The sequence below is a fragment of the Undibacter mobilis genome (assembly GCF_003367195.1).
Taxonomy (GTDB): domain Bacteria; phylum Pseudomonadota; class Alphaproteobacteria; order Rhizobiales; family Xanthobacteraceae; genus Pseudolabrys; species Pseudolabrys mobilis.
This window is the reverse complement of sequence record NZ_QRGO01000003.1, coordinates 1-20,067: the sequence shown is the minus strand read 5'-3', so window position 1 is coordinate 20,067 and position 20,067 is coordinate 1. Positions and strand designations below refer to the sequence as shown.

14 protein-coding genes and 1 tRNA gene are annotated in these 20,067 nt (G+C 63.1%); 2 read left to right on the top strand and 13 right to left on the bottom strand.

The genetic code is table 11. The annotated features are described in order from the left end of the window. Positions 1-53: 53 nt before the first annotated feature. From DXH78_RS17550 to DXH78_RS17505, 10 genes are all read right to left on the bottom strand, one after another. Positions 54-1,220 carry an amino acid ABC transporter permease gene (locus DXH78_RS17550; protein WP_430727505.1) on the bottom strand — a complete coding sequence of 389 codons (1,167 nt, stop codon included), beginning with the start codon at positions 1,218-1,220 and terminating at the stop codon, positions 54-56. Between the two features lie 10 nt (positions 1,221-1,230). Further along, positions 1,231-2,421, bottom strand: a complete 1,191-nt coding sequence (locus DXH78_RS17545) for an amino acid ABC transporter permease (protein ID WP_115518566.1) — start codon at positions 2,419-2,421, stop codon at positions 1,231-1,233. A 182-nt stretch (positions 2,422-2,603) separates the two neighbouring features. Beyond that, positions 2,604-3,617, bottom strand: coding sequence for an amino acid ABC transporter substrate-binding protein (locus DXH78_RS17540; protein WP_115518916.1), 1,014 nt, complete (start codon positions 3,615-3,617; stop codon positions 2,604-2,606). Between the two features lie 368 nt (positions 3,618-3,985). Further along, positions 3,986-4,315 (bottom strand): lipid-A-disaccharide synthase N-terminal domain-containing protein, encoded by a 330-nt coding sequence (locus tag DXH78_RS17535; protein WP_115518565.1) that lies wholly within the window; start codon positions 4,313-4,315, stop codon positions 3,986-3,988. A gap of 65 nt (positions 4,316-4,380) precedes the next feature. Beyond that, on the bottom strand, positions 4,381-5,109 hold the full coding sequence (locus DXH78_RS17530) for a glycosyltransferase family 2 protein (RefSeq protein WP_115518915.1): 729 nt from the start codon (positions 5,107-5,109) through the stop codon (positions 4,381-4,383). Positions 5,110-5,213: 104 nt separating this feature from the next. Beyond that, positions 5,214-6,062 (bottom strand): phosphatase PAP2 family protein, encoded by an 849-nt coding sequence (locus DXH78_RS17525; RefSeq protein ID WP_115518564.1) that lies wholly within the window; start codon positions 6,060-6,062, stop codon positions 5,214-5,216. Beyond that, a complete protein-coding gene (locus tag DXH78_RS17520) occupies positions 6,059-7,765 on the bottom strand; it encodes an ArnT family glycosyltransferase (protein ID WP_245416934.1) in 1,707 nt (568 codons plus the stop codon). The genes DXH78_RS17525 and DXH78_RS17520 overlap by 4 nt, the downstream gene beginning before the upstream one ends. Further along, positions 7,765-8,556, bottom strand: a complete 792-nt coding sequence (locus DXH78_RS17515; RefSeq protein ID WP_115518562.1) for an aspartyl/asparaginyl beta-hydroxylase domain-containing protein — start codon at positions 8,554-8,556, stop codon at positions 7,765-7,767. The genes DXH78_RS17520 and DXH78_RS17515 overlap by 1 nt, the downstream gene beginning before the upstream one ends. Positions 8,557-8,713: 157 nt before the next feature. Then, positions 8,714-10,765, bottom strand: coding sequence for a penicillin-binding protein 1C (gene pbpC, locus DXH78_RS17510; RefSeq protein ID WP_115518561.1), 2,052 nt, complete (start codon positions 10,763-10,765; stop codon positions 8,714-8,716). After that, on the bottom strand, positions 10,762-15,993 hold the full coding sequence (locus tag DXH78_RS17505) for an alpha-2-macroglobulin (protein WP_115518560.1): 5,232 nt from the start codon (positions 15,991-15,993) through the stop codon (positions 10,762-10,764). Before DXH78_RS17505 ends, pbpC begins: the two co-directional genes overlap by 4 nt. A 311-nt stretch (positions 15,994-16,304) precedes the next feature. Here DXH78_RS17505 and DXH78_RS17500 point away from each other — a divergent pair. Together DXH78_RS17500 and DXH78_RS17495 are read left to right on the top strand one after the other, a co-directional pair. After that, positions 16,305-16,381, top strand: a tRNA-Arg gene (locus DXH78_RS17500). Positions 16,382-16,548: 167 nt separating this feature from the next. Next, positions 16,549-17,793, top strand: coding sequence for an EAL domain-containing response regulator (locus DXH78_RS17495; protein WP_115518559.1), 1,245 nt, complete (start codon positions 16,549-16,551; stop codon positions 17,791-17,793). Positions 17,794-17,823: 30 nt separating this feature from the next. Here the strand turns inward: DXH78_RS17495 and DXH78_RS17490 are convergent, their stop codons facing one another. The 3 genes from DXH78_RS17490 to DXH78_RS17480 form a co-directional block, all read right to left on the bottom strand. Then, the gene (locus tag DXH78_RS17490) at positions 17,824-18,129 is read right to left on the bottom strand and encodes an ETC complex I subunit (RefSeq protein WP_115518558.1); all 306 of its coding nucleotides are present in this window, start codon (positions 18,127-18,129) and stop codon (positions 17,824-17,826) included. A 109-nt stretch (positions 18,130-18,238) separates the two neighbouring features. Beyond that, complete coding sequence (locus tag DXH78_RS17485; RefSeq protein WP_115518557.1) at positions 18,239-18,619, bottom strand: helix-turn-helix domain-containing protein; 381 nt, start codon at positions 18,617-18,619, stop codon at positions 18,239-18,241. A gap of 101 nt (positions 18,620-18,720) precedes the next feature. Beyond that, on the bottom strand, positions 18,721-20,067 hold a 1,347-nt coding region (locus tag DXH78_RS17480), incomplete at its 5' end, for a porin (protein ID WP_147292668.1).

Sequence of the window (20,067 nt, the reverse complement as noted above, 5' to 3'; positions counted from 1 at the left end):
TCCAGTTCGTCGTTTCAGCGAACCGCCAAGGTTGACCCTTCGCGGCATCATTCTCAGCGGCGATCGGCTTTACGCAGCCGCTTTTCGGTCTCTTGCGCGTAACGCGACATTCCATAGCAACAGATCAGGTAGAAAAACGCCGCCACGGCGTAACCGGTCGCAGACGTGCTCGGCGCCGCCCATTTCGGGTCGATGCGCGATACTTCGATCGTGCGCAGAAGATCGAAAATGCCGACGATGAACACCAGGGTCGTGTCCTTGAACAGACCGATATAGGTGTTCACGATGTTCGGAATGGTGATCTTGAGTGCCTGCGGCAGCACGATCAGTCGCATCATCTGCCAGTAGCCGAGGCCCACCGCTTGCGCGCCCTCGAACTGCCCCTTCGGAATCGCGGCCAGACCGGCCCGCACCACTTCCGCCATATAGGCGGAAGCGAACATTGCAATGCCGATAAGCGCACGCAGCAGCTTGTCTGGCGACAGATGTTCCGGCACGAACAGCGGCAGCATCACGCTCGCCATGAACAGAACGGTGACGAGCGGCACGCCGCGCACGAACTCGATGAAAATCACCGAAAACAATTTGACGGCAGGCATCGCCGAGCGTCGGCCGAGCGCCAGCAGAATGCCGAGCGGCAACGAAATTACAATGCCAACGGCGGACACCACGATGGTGACGAGCACACCGCCCCACAACACGGTATCGACCTTAGGCAGGCCGATCAGCGACCAGCCGCTGAGCAGGATGTAGGAGCACACCGGCGTTACGACGAAGGCATAGATGACGCCGAGGTCGCGCCGCGGCGCATTGAGCCACAACAGCCAGACGATCGCCACCGCCAGCATCACGAAGAAGACGTCAACGCGCCAGCGCTCAGGGATCGGATAAGAACCATAGATGAAATACGGCAGGCGCTCGAATACGAAGGGCCAACAAGCCCCAACGACCGGACGCTCGGGCGTGATCAAACAGACAGTGCGGTCGGCGCCGCTCCAGACGGCGTCGAATATCAGATAACGCAGCATATCCGGCACGATCCACAGGAACAGCAGCGCGATCAGTATCGTCAGAACGATATTGAACGGCGTCGAGAAAAGGTTCTCGCGCAGCCATCCGACCGGACCGGTCATCGACGACGGCGGCGGCTGCGGCTCCAGCGTCTGCTGGCGGACGAAGTTGATCCGGGCAACGGCGAGATCGCCTTCTGACATTGTCATGGCGCGCCCCTCACCTTTCCACCAGCTTCACGCGGCTGTTGTAGACGTTCATCAGGAACGAGGTGACGAGGCTGATGGTGAGATAGACCGCCATGGTGATGGCGACCACCTCGACCGCTTGGCCGGTCTGGTTCAGCACGGTTCCGGTGAACACCTGCACCAGGTCGGGATAGCCGATGGCAACCGCAAGCGACGAATTCTTGGTCAGGTTGAGATACTGGCTGGTCAGCGGAGGAATAATCACGCGCATGGCCTGCGGCACAATGATGAGACGCAGCGTTGGCCCCGGCTTCATGCCGAGCGAATAGGACGCCTCGGTCTGGCCATGCGACACCGCGAGAATACCGGCGCGGACCACCTCAGCTATGAAAGCCGCTGTATAAATTGACAGGCCGAACAGCAGCGCCGCGAATTCGGGCACCACTTCAAGACCGCCTGCGATGTTGAAGCGACCGGCTTCCGGGAAGTCGAACTTGAGCGGCATGCCGGCAAGCAGAAACACGAGCAGCGGCAGACCGACGATCAGCCCGAGCGAAACGAGAAACACCGGCGCCTGCTGGCCAGTCTGCTCCTGGCGTTTGCGCGCCCAGTAGCGGTAGGCGATCGCGCCGATGACGCCGACCAGCAATGTCAGTTCGACGAAACCAAAGCCGGCCTGCGCCGAAGGCGCCGGCATGAAAAGGCCGCGGTTGTTGAGGTAGATGCCGCCTGGAATTTTGACGCTGTCGCGCAGGTCGGGCAGCGCCTTGAGCACCGCATTGTACCAGAACAGCAGTTGCAGCAGCAGCGGCAGGTTGCGGATGGTCTCGACGTAGAACGTCGCCGCCTTGTTGACGAGCCAGTTCTTCGACAGCCGCGCGATGCCGATGATGAAACCGAGAATGGTCGCGAAGATGATGCCCAGGCCGGCGACCAGCAAGGTGTTGAGCAGGCCAACCCAGAAAGCGCGGCCATAGGTCGATGTGTTGGAATAGGAAATCAGCGTCTGGCTGATGTCGAAGCCGGCAATGTTGTCCCAAAAGCCGAAACCGGACGCGATGCGTGCGCGTTGCAGATTTTCGATCGCGTTCGACGCGGCCCCGTAAATCAGGCCGGCGACGACGAGACACAGAGCAATCTGATAGGCAATGCTCCGTACCTTCGGGTCATTGTAAAAAGGCACGCTTGCGGGCGGAGAGCCCGCTTTTAATTCGGTCGACATCTACCCCTCATCCGGGCTTTTGAAACGCCCGTTTACCCGCCATCGCCTCCGCCGTTCGCTCGCGACAGCTTCCCTCAAAGACTGTCGCTTGGCCGAAACGCTGGCTTTTATGTCCGGATCGCCGCAGGGACCCGGCCCGCGGCGATCCAGTATTCATTCCCTCTCGCGCATGTGCGAGCGGCTCAGCGCACCGGCGGCGCGTATTGCAGACCACCCTTGGACCACAGCTTGTTAAGGCCGCGGTCGATCTTGAGCGGCGAGCCGGCGCCGACGTTACGATCGAAGACTTCGCCGTAGTTGCCGACCTGCTTGACGATCTGCAGCGCCCAGTCCTTGCCCAGACCGAGTTGTTCGCCGAATGCGCCTTCGCTGCCGAGCAGCCGCCTGACGTCCGGGCTGGTCGACTTGAGCATCTCGTCGGTGTTCTTCGACGTAATGCCGAGTTCTTCGGCATTGATCATCGCGAACAGCGTCCACTTCACGACGTCGAACCACTGGTCGTCGCCGTGACGCACGGCCGGGCCGAGCGGCTCCTTCGAGATGATCTCCGGCAGAACGATGTGATCGCCGGGCGTGGCAAGACGCAGACGTTCGGCATAGAGGCCCGACGCGTCGGTCGTGAATGCGTCGCAGCGGCCGGAGTCATAGGCCTTCACGGCTTCGTCCGACGAGGCGAAGGTCACGGTCTTGACCTTCATGTTGTTGGCGCGGAAGTAGTCGGCCAGATTGAGCTCCGTCGTGGTGCCCTGCTGAACGCAAACCGACGCTTCGTTGAGTTCCAGCGCCGAGTTCACCTTGAGCGCCTTGCGAACCAGGAAGCCCTGGCCGTCGTAGTAGTTGACGCCAGTGAAGTTCAGGCCGAGCTGGGTGTCGCGCGACGAGGTCCAGGTCGTGTTACGGGCAAGTACATCGACTTCACCGGACTGCAGAGCGGTGAAACGGTCCTTCGCCGACAGCGGAACGAACTTGACCTTGTTGGCGTCGCCAAGCACCGCGGCGGCGACCGCACGGCAGGTGTCTACGTCGAGGCCGGTCCACTTCCCCTGCGCATCCGGCAGGCCGAAACCAGCAAGACCCGTGTTCGCACCGCAGTTCAGAATGCCGCGGTCCTTAACCTGCTTCAGCGTCTGTGCCGACGCGCTCTGAACGGCGAACATGACCGCCGTCAAAGCAACAACACTGAGAACTCGTTTCATCATCCAGCCTCATGCAATAGGTGTTGAATTGTTCTGAATCGTTGGGGCCTCTCGGGGGCTGGCTCTTAGTTCCCCTCATTGAGGACGTTATGGCGCTTAAATAGCCACAGCCATCCCAAAGCCATCCCCCCAAGCTTTGCTCCTGAAGGCCATCACAGAACGATTGCGGCGCAAGGTCAAGGGTTTAAACACGCTCGCGTTGCACAAAGCGGACCCGACCTGCCCATAATGGTGCAGGCGAATGCATCATTTTTTCTCAAACCGTTACAGATGGAGAACGGCGGCCGCGACAAAAAAGCCGCAGCGAAAATGCCCGTCTCCGGTCGTCACGGTGCATGAACCGTGCCGGCCCTTGTCGTCCGAAAGTATCAGGCCGCGGCGCCCTCACCGCGGCCCCGCATGACGAATTGCAGGTTGCGAATATAGACGAAAACACCAAACGCCTGCCCGATGATGAAAACCGGGTCCTTCCGGTACAGCGCATAGCCGAGCAGCATCAGACCGCCGCCGATCGAGAACACCCAGAACGCTGTCGGCACCACACTCCTGCCGGCACGTTCGGACGCAATCCATTGCACCACGAAGCGCATGGCGAAAAGAATTTGCGCGACGTAGCCGATGAGGACACCCCAGTCGGCGTTGCCGACGAAAACGTCATGCAGGTAGCCGCCGACCGCGTTCGTGATATCGATCAACATGGATTACTTCCCTTTCTCTCGGGCGCCGATGTAAAGCCGTCATGACGGCCACGCGACAGCCCGCGTCAATCTTCGACGATGTCCGGAATATGTTTGCGACGCCGGATCAACCACCAGACCCCGGCCAGATCGAGAATGCCGACCCAGAGCCGATCCCACAGACCGTAATTCGACACGCCGGAACCGCGCGGCCGGTCGACCACGTCGACATAGCCGATGCCCAATCCTTCGCGCTTGATCAGCGCTGGCATGAACCGATGCAGCGCGTCGAAATATGGCAAACGCATATACACATCGCGGCGGAACGCCTTGAGGCCGCAGCCAGTGTCACGCGTGCCGTCACGTAGTACCGCGCCGCGCACGGTATTCGCGATGCGCGATTGAAGGCTCTTGAACTTGCCTTTACGGCCGAGACGCTGTCCGGCCACAAGACCTACTTTCGGAGCGCCATCGCGCAGCACCTTGAGCAAAGCCGGAATGAAGGCCGGGTCGTTCTGTCCGTCGCCGTCGATCGTCACGATGACCGGCGCGCGCGCCGCCCAAACCCCGCTGCGCACCGCTGCCGACTGGCCGCAGGACTGGCGATGGCGGACGCGGCGCAGGTACGGATGCAGCGCCATCAGCCGCTGCAATTCAGCCTCGGTGCCGTCTGTCGAGCCATCATTGACGTAGACGATCTCAAACGGCGCCTGACCTTCCAGCGCCGCGGCGATCTCGGCGACCAGCGGCGCGACGTTGCCGGCCTCGTTGCGGACCGGAACCACGACCGCGACGGCCGGCTCACTGCTGCTCATCTTTGCGCTCATAAGGCTATGATTTAACTTCTGTTTCCCGGGCGCCCAGGAAACGCCTCGTCCGCTCGCCGGCGCAGCCTACGCCGCCCCGGCGCTGCTCTTTATTAAGCCAAGAGGTCGCGGGCAACTGCTTTGATCCGGCGAACCGACGGCCCCGGGTACGGTACGATCCGACCATCCGGCCCGATGGCAAAGCCGAGATGCACGGCCGCAAACCATCGCCGCACCAGGATGACGCCCACAATGCCGAACGCGGCCGAGACCATCACGTCGCTGACGTAATGCGCCCGGATCACAACGCGGCTGGTCGCGATGATGACTGCGTAGATGAGCAGCGCCGTGCGCGCCCGCGGAAACAGCGTACCGAAGGCGGCCAGCGCGGCGAAAGCCGTGGTGCCGTGTCCCGACGGCATGCTGGCGTAGGCCGGCGCCCAATGAAACGGATCGAAGAGAAATGGATTGATGGAGCCGCCGACGCCGGGACGCGCCCGCCCGATCATATTCTTGACGAGACTCGCAAACAATCCCGGCAAGCCGACAGCCGCGAACAGGAAGCCGGCGCGCACCATGACCGCAGCGAGGACTGCCTGCGAGATGCGCGTCGCCGGACGCGGCAACGCGGCGAGCGCCAGATAGAACAACCCGAGTGGCCAGAGCACCCAGGCGCCCTTGCCGAAATCCGTGACGAAATTGAACAGATCGATGACCCAGACCGGCAGGCGTTGCACTGCGCGGGTCACGCTGGCATCGACGAGACCCATCACCGCGATCGCCGCGACAACGACGACGGCAGCGCCGATCAGAACCTGCTGCGGTGCTTCGATCCACGGCAATGCCTTGCGCCAGTCGAACGGCCGGAAGAGACGCCGGAACGAGGCGATGACGTTTTCGATGCAGCGCCGCGGCGTCTTCAACAACGCACGCCCGGCCGTATCCGTCGTTCCTGAACTCATGGCACCGCCGAATGGAACACAGCCATCGAGAACCGTTTGCCATTGCTGATGTTGAAACCGTCGATACGGCTGCCGAGCGTGAAGCCGACATTGAGCGCGTTGGCGCGCTGCACGAAAGCCCGCTCACTGCGGGCATCGACCAGGGCGAAGCGGCACGGCCCGCCATTGAGAAACTCGGCGACACCGGCACCATCACTGAACTTCGTACCGGTGCCGAGCAGGAAAACGAGGCTCGGCTCCTGATAATTAAAGGTCGAGGCCAGTTGCGGATCGGCACAGCCTTTGGCGCGAACTTCCCGCGCCACGAGCTGGCTCGGAAACAGCGACGGCAGCATCGGAAAGGTGATCGCGTAAACGGTGACAGCGATGAAGACCGACGACACCATGCCGCGCAGCAACGCGCGTTCCGCGCCGTCGACGTCGAACAGCCACCACGCAAACAGCCCCGCAATCACCGCGACCGCGGCGAAGGGCCAGGCCACCAGACCGAGGTCCTTGCTCATGGTGAAGAAAATGATCGGCACTCCCACCGCGATCACGGTCGGCAGCAGGAACCAGCCGATGGTGCCGTGCTCGATCCATTTGTTGCGCCACAGACCGTTCTTCTCGACGATGCCGGCGATCAGGATGGCAATGGCCGGGTAAAGCGGCAGCACGTAATGCGGCAGCTTGGTCATCACCGCTTCGAACACGATCCACGACGGGATCACCCAGGCGAGCAAAAAACGCGCGCCCGGCTCCGCCCTTGCCTTCCAGATTGTCGGTGCCGCCAACCCGGCCAGCACCGCACCCGGCCAGAACGTGATCCAGAACAGCAGGAAGTAATATCCGGGGGGCGCACCATGCGCTTCCTGTCCACTCGTCACCTTGGCCAGCATGTCGTCGCCGACCGATTTCATGAAGAAGCTTTCGCCGGACTTGGCAACGATGGCAATGAACCAAGGCGCGACCAGAAGCAGCATCCAGAGAAAGCCAACGACCGGCCGTACGTCCCGCATCCAGCGCACCGAGCGGTCGGCGATGCCGAGCGCCAGCATCGTCAGTCCGACGAACATCAGGACCAGTGGCCCCTTGATCAGCACGCCGCCCGCTATGGCGGTCCATAGCAATGCCGGCAGATGCCAGCCGGCCGCGCGCGGTGGCTCATGCCGGGCGCCGAGGTAAATACGGGCGAGCGCGCCCATGGCGGCGACGCTCATCAGCAAAAGAGTGGCGTCGGTGGTGGCCATCCGCGCCTCAACGCCGAGCAGCAGCGATGTCGCCATCATCAGCGCCGCAATGAGCGCCGTACGCCGCGCGACGAATGCCAAGGCCGCCCAATAGGTCAACAACACCGAGCCGATCGCGGCCAGTAGCGACGGCAAACGATAGAGCCAAATTGTTCGGTGCGCGTCGGCGACGCCGAGTGCGTCGCCAACCTTCGCGGCGGCCGACTGCAGCCAATAGATGCCGACCGGCTTCTTGTAACGAACCTCGTCCTGGAAGCGGATATCGACATAGTCGCCGCTCTCCACCATCTGCTTGGAGGCCTGCGCAAAACGCGACTCGTCGCGATCGACCGGCGGGATCTGGAAGAACCCCGGCAGGAACGCGATAAGGCATACCGCGACGAGAAGCGCGGCCGCACGACGATGCGACAGCGCCGCAAGATCAAGCATCGCGCCGAGGCCGCGGGCGGCGCCGCGCTGCGGTGCTGCGGTCACTACTGAATGACTTTCCATTTGTTATAAAAAATGTGGTTGGCTCTGCGGAATACGTGGTTCACGATTGTGATCGCCGGACGCAGCAAACCGGAGAACAACGACGGCCTCACCATATCGACGAACAGGCAATAGCGCACCTTGTCGGTCTCGTTGATCGACTGATGCATCAGCGTGTCGTCGAAAATGAACAGCTTGTTGTCCTGCCAATAGCTCACATGATCGCCGACAGTAATGTAGGTGGAGCGGTCGTCGATATCGTTGAGATTATAGAGCACGCGGAATGTCGGCCTCAGCGGGCCGAAGTGCTTCGAGGTGGAGACCTTCTTGTTGAAGATCGATACGCCGATGGTCTGGATATATTTCCATTGCTCGTGGAAGGCCGGAACGTTGATGAACGTATCCCGGTTCTCACCGTACCATTTGAAGAAGATCATGGTGCGGCCGTCGGTGGCGCGTTGCTCGAGTTGTTCGACCAGCTTTTCGCGTTTGGCAATATCGATGAGACGCGTCACTTCGTCCCGCCACGGACCCGGCAGGTCGTCCAGTTTGTAGACGCCCTTGTTGACGTGGGGCAGCGCGAGGACGTCGAGCAGAATGTTGATCGGCGACAGCAGCCAGGTCAGCACACCGTTGCCGACGAAATACTGCTTGAGCAGAAAGCCGTTGATGGGTCGGTTGCGGCAGACATCGTAAAGTCCGCAGGCGGCGTAGAACAGCGAGAGCTTCGGGAGCACGTAGAACATCCCGACGCCGGCGCCGAACATGGCGCCATACTTGATCGTCTTTTTCAAAAGCTGTTCTCCGGTCGATCCGCTGCGCGTGCCGATTCTAGGCTGATGCCGTTACCGGCTCGGACCACGGTTACCCCGCCAAATCCGCGCCAGACAATAGTGAATCGGGCTTGCCCACGGAAGCTTGCACGGCCGATTACGGCCACTTTGCCGGCAGCTATTGTATTCTGATCACTACGCTATCGGCCGCGCCGCGGGCATCCATGACGGTCAGGCGGACGAAGCCTGGTCCATCGGGACGGACGAACAGGGTCCGCCGGTGGCCGGGAGCCCCGACCGGCACCCCATTGACCATTACGGTGAGCGGTCCCGTTCCGCCGGCGATCTTCAGCGCCATCGGATCGAGCGCCCCGCCAGACGCCAGTTCCAAGCGGGCGCCGTTCGGCGGAAACATGATGCGGGGCGCCTCGGCTGCCGCCCCATAGGCTTGAGCATTGAAACGCTGCAGCGGCGGCGGCAGTTTGGCAGAAACCGCAAAGACCGCCCCTTTGGGCGCCGCCGGCAGCGGCGCCGGCGTCGCACCGGAGCGGGCGAAGGCATCGAACAGGATTGGCGCTGCGGCTGACCGCCCGACCAAACCGGGTACGGGCGCGCCATCCGGCCGGCCGACCCACACGCCAACGGTCATGCGGCCGTCGAAGCCGACTGCCCACGCGTCCCGATAGCCGTAGGACGTGCCGGTCTTGAAGGCCAACCGGTTATGCGGGGCATTCTCCGGCGGCGGCGCGCCGATCAGGACGTTCCCGACATACCAGGCCGCCACCGGATCGAGCAGCCGGCGCGATGGTGGATTGGCCTGTCCGAGCCGCTCGACCAGCGGTTCGGCCTCCCCGCCGCGAGCGAGCCCGGCATAGAGCATCGTGAGATCGTTGAGCGTCACGCCGACGCCGCCAAGGCCCATCGCAAGACCCGGCGCCTCCTCTTTCGGCAGCACCAGCGCCGCGCCTGCCTGTGTGAGCCGGGCACTCAGCCGATTGACGCCAACCTTGTCGAGCACAGCAATGGCCGGCACATTGAGCGACAATTGCAGCGCGCGGCGCACTGTCACCGTGCCCTGAAACGTGAGGTCGAAATTTTCGGGCATGTAGCCGCCGTAACGCTGCGGCCGATCGTCGATCAACGTCTCGGGGTGAATGAGGCCGTCCTCGAAGCCGAGACCGTAAATGAACGGCTTTAACGTCGAGCCGGGCGAGCGCAATGCGGCGGTCATATCGACCTGACCGGCGCGGCGGGTGTCGAAGTAGTCGGACGAGGCAACGCGCGCCCTCACCTCGCCACTGTCATTATCAACAGCCAGGATGGCGACCGAGATGTCGGGGCCGAGCGCCTCGGCGCGTTCTTTTGCCAGCGTCTGCAGCTTGGCCTGCAGCGGCTGATCGATGGTAAGCCGGTGGATACGGCGATCCGGCTCGGAGATAACAATGCGATCGGCTGAATGCGGCGCGAACACCGGCATAGGCCGGCGTACATGCGGCACGATTTCCGCTTTGGCGCGTGCGATCTCGTCGTGGGGCACGGCTCCGGCGAGCGCCACCCGATCGAGCACACGGTCGCGCGCCGCCTGCGCGCGACCGCTATGGCGATCCGGCCGCCGCGTCTCCGGCGATTGCGGCAAGGCCACCAGCAATGCCGCCTCGCCCAGCGTCAGCCGCCTTGGCTCTTTGCCGAAATACGCCAGCGAGGCCGCGCGAATGCCTTCGAGATTGCCGCCATAGGGGGCCAGCGTCAGATACAGAGACAAGATTTCCGGCTTGGAAAGCCCATACTCGAGCTGAAGCGCGCGTGTTACCTGCCGCAGCTTAGCCGTAACCGTGCGATGTTCGCGCGGCTCCAGAAGTCGCGCGACCTGCATGGTAAGAGTCGAACCACCGGAGATAATGTGTCCCGTGGAGCCGAGCTGCCACGCGGCGCGGGTCATCGCCAACAGGTCGACGCCATGATGCGTCAGGAAACGTTTGTCCTCGTAGGCGTAAAGCAATTTGAAAAACCGCGGATCGACATCCTCGACACTCGCCGGCAGCCGCCAGCGGCCGTCTTTGGTCGCGTAAGCGCGCAGCAGCCGGCCTTCGCGATCGAGCACGACATGAGACAATTCGATGTCTTTGCCGAGCGGTGCGGGCCCGAATGCATAGACCCATCCGGCGCAAGCGATGCAGGCCAGCGCAATCGCGCCGGCACACGCCGCGACGATGAGTTTGATGCGCTTCATCGTGCCGCCGTGATCTCCACCGTACCGGTCGCCGTGCGCGCAAAGCGTTCGGGGCGATACATGTCCTCCACCGTCGCCTGCGGCAGCACATAGCGGCCGGGCGATATCGCGCGCACGACATAGGCCGCGGTGAACACAGGCTTGTCATTGTTCGGCCGGCGCTCGAAGGCCGCAGTGAAGCGGTCGTCACGGAATTCCGTGTTCGCCGCCGGCGCGCCGTCCGCTATCCAGCCGAGCGAGCCGGTGTCGCCGGACGAGACCAGCTTCGGATTGTCGATTTCGAACCCGGCGGGCAGATAGTCGGCCACCATGATGCGGCCGAATTGCACCTGCGGCTCGGTCACCTTCAGCACCACGACGAAGCGATCGTTCTGCTTGGCTTTGGACGGATCGGCCGGCTCACCGCCGAGCGTGTAGTAATTGCGCTCGAGCTTGAAGCCCGCTTCCGCCGCCGGCTCCGGATTGAGCGGCGCGCCCGACACCGAGACCACCACTTGCACCGCGCCGTCGCCGCTGTTGGCAACGCGGAATGGCGAGGCGAGTTGGTCCGGATTGAACCGACGGTAGTAAGCGCCCTTCTGCGCTGCGCCGTTGACGTTGAGCGAGATGGCGTTGAGTTCGCCCGCGAGCGCGCGGGCCGCCATCACCAGCCAGGCATCTTCCTGCGTCGAAGTCTGCTTGATGGCGGCGCGCGCGGAGTCGATCCGCGCCACCGCCTGCGTGATGGTTGCTGCCGGTGCGTGCCCTTCGGAAGCGAGCGTTACCAAGGCTGCGGCGTCGCGCAGCGCCGAGCCGAAGTCCTCGCGGCCGATTTCCAGCCCCGGCTTCGCCGGAATGGCGTCGAGCGCGGCGCGGTAGACACGGTCGGCTCGGGCTTTATCCCCCAACATCGCGAGCGCGGCGGCCACTTGCGCCTTGGCGATCGGGGTGGCCAGCGCATCGAGCTTGACGTCGGCGATGTAGCGCAGATCGCCGACCGGCGCGGCGCCATTGCGGGCCAATACATAGAGGGCGTAGGCGAGTTCGCGCCCCCCGTTCTTGTCCGGCTCCGGCGCGGTGGCGACATAGTTGCGCAACCGATCGATGGCCAGCGTCATTGCAACTTGCGGCACCTCGAACTTCTTTTCCCGCGCGCGGGTGAGGAAGTCGGTGATGTAGGCATCCAGCCACGGATCGCCGCCACCAACCGACCACAGGCCGAAGGAGCCGCTCGAACTCTGCCGCGCGGTGAGCCGCGCGATCGCATCCTTGATGCGGGCATCGACGTCGCCGTCGGGGGCAAGGCGCGCCTGCGCGGCCAGATCGTTGATGTAGAGCATCGCCACGGCGCGGCTCGCAATCTGCTCCGAACAGCCGAACGGATAGCGGTCGAGCTGGTTGAGCAAGGTCGCTGCATCGAGTGACGTCGAGATCGCGACCGACAGGCCGGCGCGCCCGGTGCCCGGCACAAAGTCGGCAAACACGTCATTGGACAAGGTGAGCGTCTCGCCCTTGGCGAGCGGGCGCACGGTGCGGCGCGTCAGGATCTGCGTCGACGGCCGCACGTCGAGGTTATAGCTCCTCGCCAGAGCAAAGCCGTTCGGCCCCAACACATTGACCACGACCGTGCTCGCTCCCGAGCCAGCCGCCGACACGGGCACCGACAGGCGTCCGCGCGCCTTGGCGGCCAAGGTCAGCGCCGGCGGCACATCGCCCTCGCGCTTGACCGAACCGGCCGTGTCGACTGCGACTTTATAGTCGCCAGCCGCGCCTTCGACGTTATCAAGCTCGATCTGCACCGTGCCGCGATCGCCGGTGCGCAGGAAGCGCGGCAGCGTCGTCGTCAGCACGACCGGATCGCGCACCACGACATCGCCGGACGCCTTGCCAACCTTGTCGTTGCTCCAGGCCACTGCCATGACCCGCACAGAGCCGGCAAAGGCGGGGATGGCGAACGAGACGTTGGCCGTACCGTCGGCGCCAACCGTCACGATGCCCGAGTACAAAGACAACGGCGCCTGCGCCGGTGGTGACCCGGACAGTTCGGCACCGCCGATGTCACCGCCGGAACGGATCTGGCCGCGCGCGCCCTGCATCCCGTCGATCAACTGGCCGTACAGATCGCGCACTTCGGCGGTGAGCCGGCGCTGGCCGAGATAATACTCGTCGGGCGCCGGCGGCTTGTAATTGGTAAGGTTGAGAATGCCGACGTCGACCGCAGCAACGACGACGCGCGCCTGTTCGCCGGCGGCAAGCCCGCCGACCTTGATCGGAATGTTGAGCGCCGTCTCCGGCCGCATCGTAGCAGGCAGATTCATCGTCATATTGAATGTGCGCTGGCTGCGGTCAATCGCGAACCACTGCACGCCGATGGCCCGGCCGGGCATACGCTGCGCCGGCGCATCGAGCGGCCGCCGCAAGGTAGCGACGAGATAGGCTCCGGTGCCCCAGTCCTTGCCGACAGGCATCGCAACATTGACGATGCCGGCCGCGTTCACGTCCTGCGACTGGCTCATGACCAGTTTGTCGGTGAACACGTTGAGCGTCAGGCGGCCGGCGCTGCGCGCCGTCACCGCGACATTCATGGTGTCGCCCGAAGCATAGCCGGGCTTGTCGAGCGCGATGTCGAGCAGGTCCGGCGTGTCGGCGCTCGATTCCGCATAGAAGCCCGCATCGAACGACATCGAGGTCATCATGCCGTTCGGGCTGCCATCCGTCACTTCCAGGCGATAGCGGCCCCACTTCACAGGCAGCGACAGTTTGCCGGGCTGGGCGGCCGTCACATCGACGGTGCCATTGGCGATGCGCTGCGTGCGCTTGACCGGCTCGTAATTCCATTGCCCGTTCTGCCGGTACCACTGATAGGTGGTCTCGACGCGCAGCAGTTCATACTTCAACCCCTTGCGCATGAGCTTTGCCCCGTCCGGTGCGGCAACGATGATATCGAAATCGGCGTTCGCACCGTCGGCCAGCGAGAGACCGTTGAAATTCGGCTTGACGCCGATCATGTCGCTATCCGGCGCGATCGGCAGTGTCAGCTTGCGCTCGACGCCGCGGCCGCCCGACTCCAGCATGTCGATGGCAATCAGCGCCTCCAGCGGTCGCGTCGTGTCCGGCAGGTTGGTGAGTTCGACCGGCACGGTCGCTTTGCCCTTGTCGTCGGTCTGCGGCAGGTCGGCGAGTTCCTGGCGATCCGCCGTTGCCGGATCGTCGAACAAGCCGAAACGATAACCGGGGAAGCCGGCGCGCTCTTTCGCAGCCTGGATAGTCACCGAGCCACTGAGATCGAGATTCGACGCCGCCGCTCCGTAGAGAAAGTGTCCGTCGACGGTGAGCTCGATCGAGCCCTTGCGCGGAATCGCCTTGGCCTGCGTGGTCAGATCGAATTCGATACGATCCGGCACATAGTCCTCAACCATGAAGGTGGCCTCGCCGACCGCCGGCCGCTTCGGATCGGTATAGGCGCGCACGCGCCAGGTGCCGGTCGAGGCCGTCGATACGATCGGCACTTCGAGACTGCGGCCGCCCAGGCCCTGATCGGCCACGACGACGCGCTTGTAATCGACGCCGTCCGGCCGCTCGACAACAAGCGTCAGCGGTACATTCGGTGCGGCGAAGCCGCGCGCATCGCGCAGCAGCGCCGTGATCGCCACCGTCTCCCCGGTGCGATAAACGCCGCGCTCGGTGTAAACGAAGGCATCGAGCCCAGCCGGAGTGACGCGGCCGGCAACGCCACGATCCGACAGATCGAAGGCCGCCGTCTTGAGGCTGAGGAACGCGTAGTCGTTTTTGCCTGACACGATGACCGCGGCCGGCGATTGACCGCCCTCGCCGCGCGATAGCCCGGCCTCGAAATGAACGCGGCCATTGGTGTCGGTCGTCTTGCTGGCAAGGCCTTCATTGTTGCGCGCCATCAGCCGCACTTCGACGCCGCTGAGCGGCTGGGCACTGGCGAGCGAATGCACGAAGACGTCAATGCCGTCCTGGCCCGAATAAGCGGTCAGGCCGAAATCGGACACGATGAACCACTGTGTCGGTGCCTGCTCGTAGTCGTTGGCGGCAATGGCGTCCTTCGGCAGCGCCGTCATCGCATAGACGCCGGGCTTCAGGTCCGGCAGCGCCTCGTCGACGGGGAACGCGGTGACCACCTCGGTATTCAGCTTCTGCTCGACGGCGAGTTCGCCGCTCCACACTTTGGCACCGCGTTCGGACGCGAGTTGCTCGCCCTCGAAGGGGCTGAGATTGCGCTGGAAATCGTAGCCCAGCACGGTCTCGATGAGGTTGCGGTCACCAATGCGATAGACCGTCAGCTTGACCGCCGACGTATTGACGCTGAGCACCGGAATGCCGCGCTGACCGGTTTTGGGCAGCACATAGGCCTTGCCGGAGAAGCGTGCGAACGGCTTGCGATCGCGCACGAACACCGTGAATTCGGCGGTCTTGGTCAGAGTCTCATGCACCGTCGATGGCAGGCCGGCGCGCAAGGTGATGGCATAACGCTCGCCGTGCCTGAGGCCATCGACGCAAAGCTGCCTGTCGTTGACTGAAATCGCCGGCTTGTCCTGCCCGGCCACGGCGACGAAGGGCGAAAAGTCGGTACGCTTTTCCGGCAGCGCCTCGGAGAACTGGAAGCAGGCGCGCGGCGAAACGGCGTCTGAATCGACCGTGTAGTCAAGCATGCGGAAGCCGTGCTCGACGCGCAGCCGTTCATACTGGCCGCGCAGATCGGCGGTCTCGCGTAATTGCAGCGACAGCCGCATCGTATTGAGTGCCGGACGCCACTCTTTACGCGCTGCGAAGGCCTGACCGAGCGCAGCCAAGCCGTCAGCCTCCGTCGCCGGCTGCGTTGCGCGGATATAAGCGACGTAAGCCGCGGTGGTGGCGCGCTCGTAAAGCGTCGCCTGTTCGTTCGCGTCGCGCGTACGGATCTGCAGTACGGCGCGGCTCAACCTGAGCCAGGCATCGGCATCGTTCGGCGCCGCCGCAACCAGCTGGCCCAGCAGCAGCATGCCGTTGCGCACGTCCTTTTTCTGGAAGGCGGCGTCGGCTTCGCGGCGCAGAACCTGCGGCGTCTTAGTAACGTTGCCGGCGTCCTGCTTGATCTGCTCTTCGAGCGAGATCGCGGCCTGATCGAGATCGGGGTTGGTGTAAGCCTTATCGGCCGCTTGGGCGCTCGGGCTGATGAGGCTGAGCGCCAAAGCAGCGGCAGCCAGAAAGCCGGCAAGACCAACGCGTATCGACCGTGACATGACGAAAACCCTCCGGATTCGGCCACCCATTCTTATCCCATTATGCTGTGCCGGATGGTGTCCATGACATGACGGCAGATCTTTGCGGCAAATCATGGAATCGCGTGACCACGGGGTCGACGAGCCGCGGGGTGCCAGGATGTGCCGGCCGTCGAGCACTATGCTGGCAACGCCGGAAATCAATCGCGATTCTAGATCCTCACTTCAAGAACATGAAGATCCGCCCACAACACTATGATATTACTATGTATTGAAGATGATCCTGGTGGCGACTTTCAAAAGCCTGCTCAGGCCGCTAAAGCTTAGGCAACGACCCCGTAGCTCAGTTGGATAGAGCATCAGCCTTCTAAGCTGAGGGTCGCTGGTTCGAATCCAGCCGGGGTCGCCAACTTCTTCCGATCGGGAACAGCTTCGTTTCGCACGGGGAATTGCGACCGGCGTCGATGCCGAAATGGCAATGCAATTTAACAACCCAAATTTAATGCTTCTGGTTCACAGATACCTTCCACCTTTGATTCTGTATGCGTTGTATTTCCATTTTTACGCGAGCCGTCGATGCCCAAGACGCCCGCCACATCCGTCTGTGAGGAAGCCGCGACCGTCTCGCCACCCTTATCGCCCGGCAATGTGCCGTTCTGTTTCGTCATTGACGAAGAGCCGAGCATCCGACACTTCCTGTCGCTGATCCTGCACGGTGCCGGCGTCGATACGATGGACTTCCCGGATGGGGCGACCATGCGCGTGGCGTTGACGCAGCGCGTTCCTGATCTCATCTTTCTCAACATCGCACTGGATTCGCGCGACGCCATCGAGACCATTCTCGCACTCGGCCGCCATTCATATGCCGGTGCGGTTCAATTGATGAGCCCGCGCGGCAGCGCGGTGCTCGAGCATGTGCGGAAGATCGGCGCGGAGCAGAACCTCAATATGCTGCCGGTGCTGAAGAAGCCGTTCGAGACCGACACGGTCGTTGGCACTTTGCAGACCTTGAATCTCGGCACCCTCAAGGTGTCGGCCTCGCGGATCGATCTCGGCGAGGCAATCGATTCAGGCTGGATCGAATTCTGGTTCCAGCCAAAAATCGACCTGCGCAAGAGACAATTGGCGGGCGCCGAAGCCTATGCCCGCGCGCGCCATCCGACCACCGGCGTCGCCCTGCCCGGCTCGTTCATGCCGACCGCGGATGAATCCGATATCGTCAGGCTCTCGGAACTGGCGCTGCTGAGCGCGCTCAGAACGGCGCAGAGCTTCACGCAGCTCGGCCTTAATCTACCGGTGACCGTCAATATTCCCGTGCCGGCACTGGAAAAGCTCGCTGCCGAAGACATTATCCGCGCCAATAAGCCGAAAATTTCGAACTGGGCCGGCCTGATCATCGACGTGCCGGAAGAGCAGATCATCGCCGATCTGTCGCTGGCCGGCTTCCTGGCAGAACGACTACACCGTTGCCGCGTCCGGCTGGCCATCGACGATTTCGGCCGCGGCATGTCCTCGCTGGCCAAGCTGGGCAAGATGCCGTTCGTCGAACTCAAGCTCGATCGCTCATTCGTCACCGACTGCGGCACCGACAAGGTCAACGCACCGCTGTGCAAGACCGTGATCGACCTCGCCCACAATTACGGCCAGGTCGCGGTCGCGATTGGCATCGAAAAGGCGGCCGACATGACGGCACTGGTCAGCATGGGTTGCGATTACGGCCAGGGCTTTCTGTTAGGCCAGCCGATGCCCGAAGACCGCTTCATATCGCTGCTGCGCCAGCGCACCGATGCCAGCCGCAAACGACACGCGCCTGCGTCCTGAACGGTCAGCCCATCGCGCTGACGCCAGACATCAGTGTGTCCAGGCGTCGCGGCGTTTGAAGGCAAAATTGTCGGAATAGGAGATTGCGCGCCGCGGCGAAGTCTTGGTTTCGAACACCTGGTACGGAATGCCATTGCGTTCGCAATAGGCCACCGCCTCCGCTTCCGTATCGAAGCGCAGCTTGAGCTGCTGGCGCGTGTCGCCCGACGAAGTCCAACCCATCAGCGGCTCGACTGTGCGCGGCTCGCTGAGGTCGTACTCCACGACCCATTTCCGGGTGTTGGCGACGCCGGACTGCATGGCGGTTTTGGACGGACGGTAGATGCGCGCGGTCATGGCTTGGGGCCTGTCTGGCAAACGGCTTGGACGCGATTCCGTATAATCCGCTGCCCCGGCCCTGGCAACGCACCCCTTTGCATCCCCACAATGAGAAGATTTCGGCGGTTCAGGTCCGGTATCCGGCGGACGGACCATCTGGCCCTGGCCCAAGCGGCAAGCCATGCGGCCGATGCACCGATGTCGTTGCCTCAAAGGCCGACGAACGGATGACAGCCCGGAAGCCGCCATCGACCAGATCCTCGAATTCGATGCCTTTCTCGCGCCAAAGCATTTCGAGCGCCACGACCGTGGCACGGCGCGGCTCGGTGCCGCCCTGCTCGAGCTTGTGAATGGAGCGCTGCGTCATGCCGATGCGCGCCGCTAGTTCGCTTTGGCTCAAGCCTGCGACGGCGCGCGCGAGGCGCACTTTCGCGGCGAAGGCGAGCCGCTCCATCCGCATCAAATTGGACAGATCGAACGAACGATCAGGCGCGTTGCGAACCGGCATGGTTTTTCTCAAACGCACAGGGACCCGGCAAAAGGTCCGGACTCGTTAGCAAAAAGCCCCCGGCGATTTTCTCGCCGGGGGCCTTTAGTCACGCTATCCGATCAGGGATAGAAGTTGCGCTGGGCGCGGAACATGCCCGACCACCAGCTGTTGCTACCGGCAGTGGTACCAGCCGCCGGGGCAGCGAAGTCGCTCGAGATGCCCTGGTACATAACTTCGACGCTCAGGTCGAGGTTGGTGACCGGCGTCCAGGTCGTACGCGAACCGACCTGCCACAGAGACCAGTCGAAGGACTGGCCAGCAACACCAGCGTTGAGGACGGTGTTCGCCGCAGTCGAGTAGTCCAGCTTGCCGTACGCGCCGTACAGCGAGGTCTTCCAACCGGGGACCCAGTTGTGCTCCAGACCGCCGGTGATCGACCAGCCCTTGGTCATTTCGACTCCGGTGGCGCTCACGGTTGCGTCCCAAGCCTGGGCGTTCGTCACAACAGTCGCCTGCTGGACGTTGTTGCTGCCGGTGGAGAGGCCCGAACCGACATAGTCCATCGCGCCCTGGCCGTAGGTGAACTGCGCGATGATGGAGTCGCCCTTGCCGAGCATCGGCAGGTTGATCTTCACGCCAGCGCCGAAGGCATAGCCCCACTTCGCACCCGGATTCGGGAACGTCTGAGCCGAGGTGCCCGCGAAGGTCAGCTGATGCGCCGCACCCATGATCTGGGCAGAACCCCAAGCCTGGTCGATGCGCAGGTTGCCGACGATATCCGGAGCGCCTTGGCCGCCATACACGGTGTTGGCAACGGTGACGCCAGCCGCGGAAGCTACAACGTTAGCGCCGGTCGAGGTAATGCCGACGCGACGGCCATTGTTGTTCTCGACCGAGATCGACGCCGACAGGCCGTTGCCGAGCTGAGCGGTGTACGCGAACACCTCGATGCCGTTGCCACCCTGGGTCGAACCCCAGATGTTCGACTGGTTCGAATAGGTCATGTTGTCGAAGTCGAAGAACGAACCGGTACGACCAGCGGTGAAGCCGGCGAACTGGATGAACGCCGCTGGCGAGTACAGGCGGTCATAAGCATCCGCACCACCCGAGTTGCTGGTTGAAGAGTAGCCAGTAGTGGAGCTCGGGATCGCATTCGGACCGGAGTAACCACCACCGCGGCTGTTGTCCGACGTGGCCGCCAGGTAAGCATAGCCACGCAGGGTGCCGTAGGCGGTCTGCGAGCGGGCATCAGCCGTGATGCCGGCGCGGGTACGCCAGGTGTTCTCGTTGTAGGTGGCCGAGCTGTGATTGCCGGTCGATGCACCCATGTTCGGGGCGAACGAACCGCCAGCATTGAAGTTCACCTCGGCGCGGACGAAGCCGCCGACCTTGATGCAGGTATCCGTGCCCGGCATGTAGTAGAAGCCAGCACCGTAGAGCGAGCAAATCTTCACGTACTGGACCGG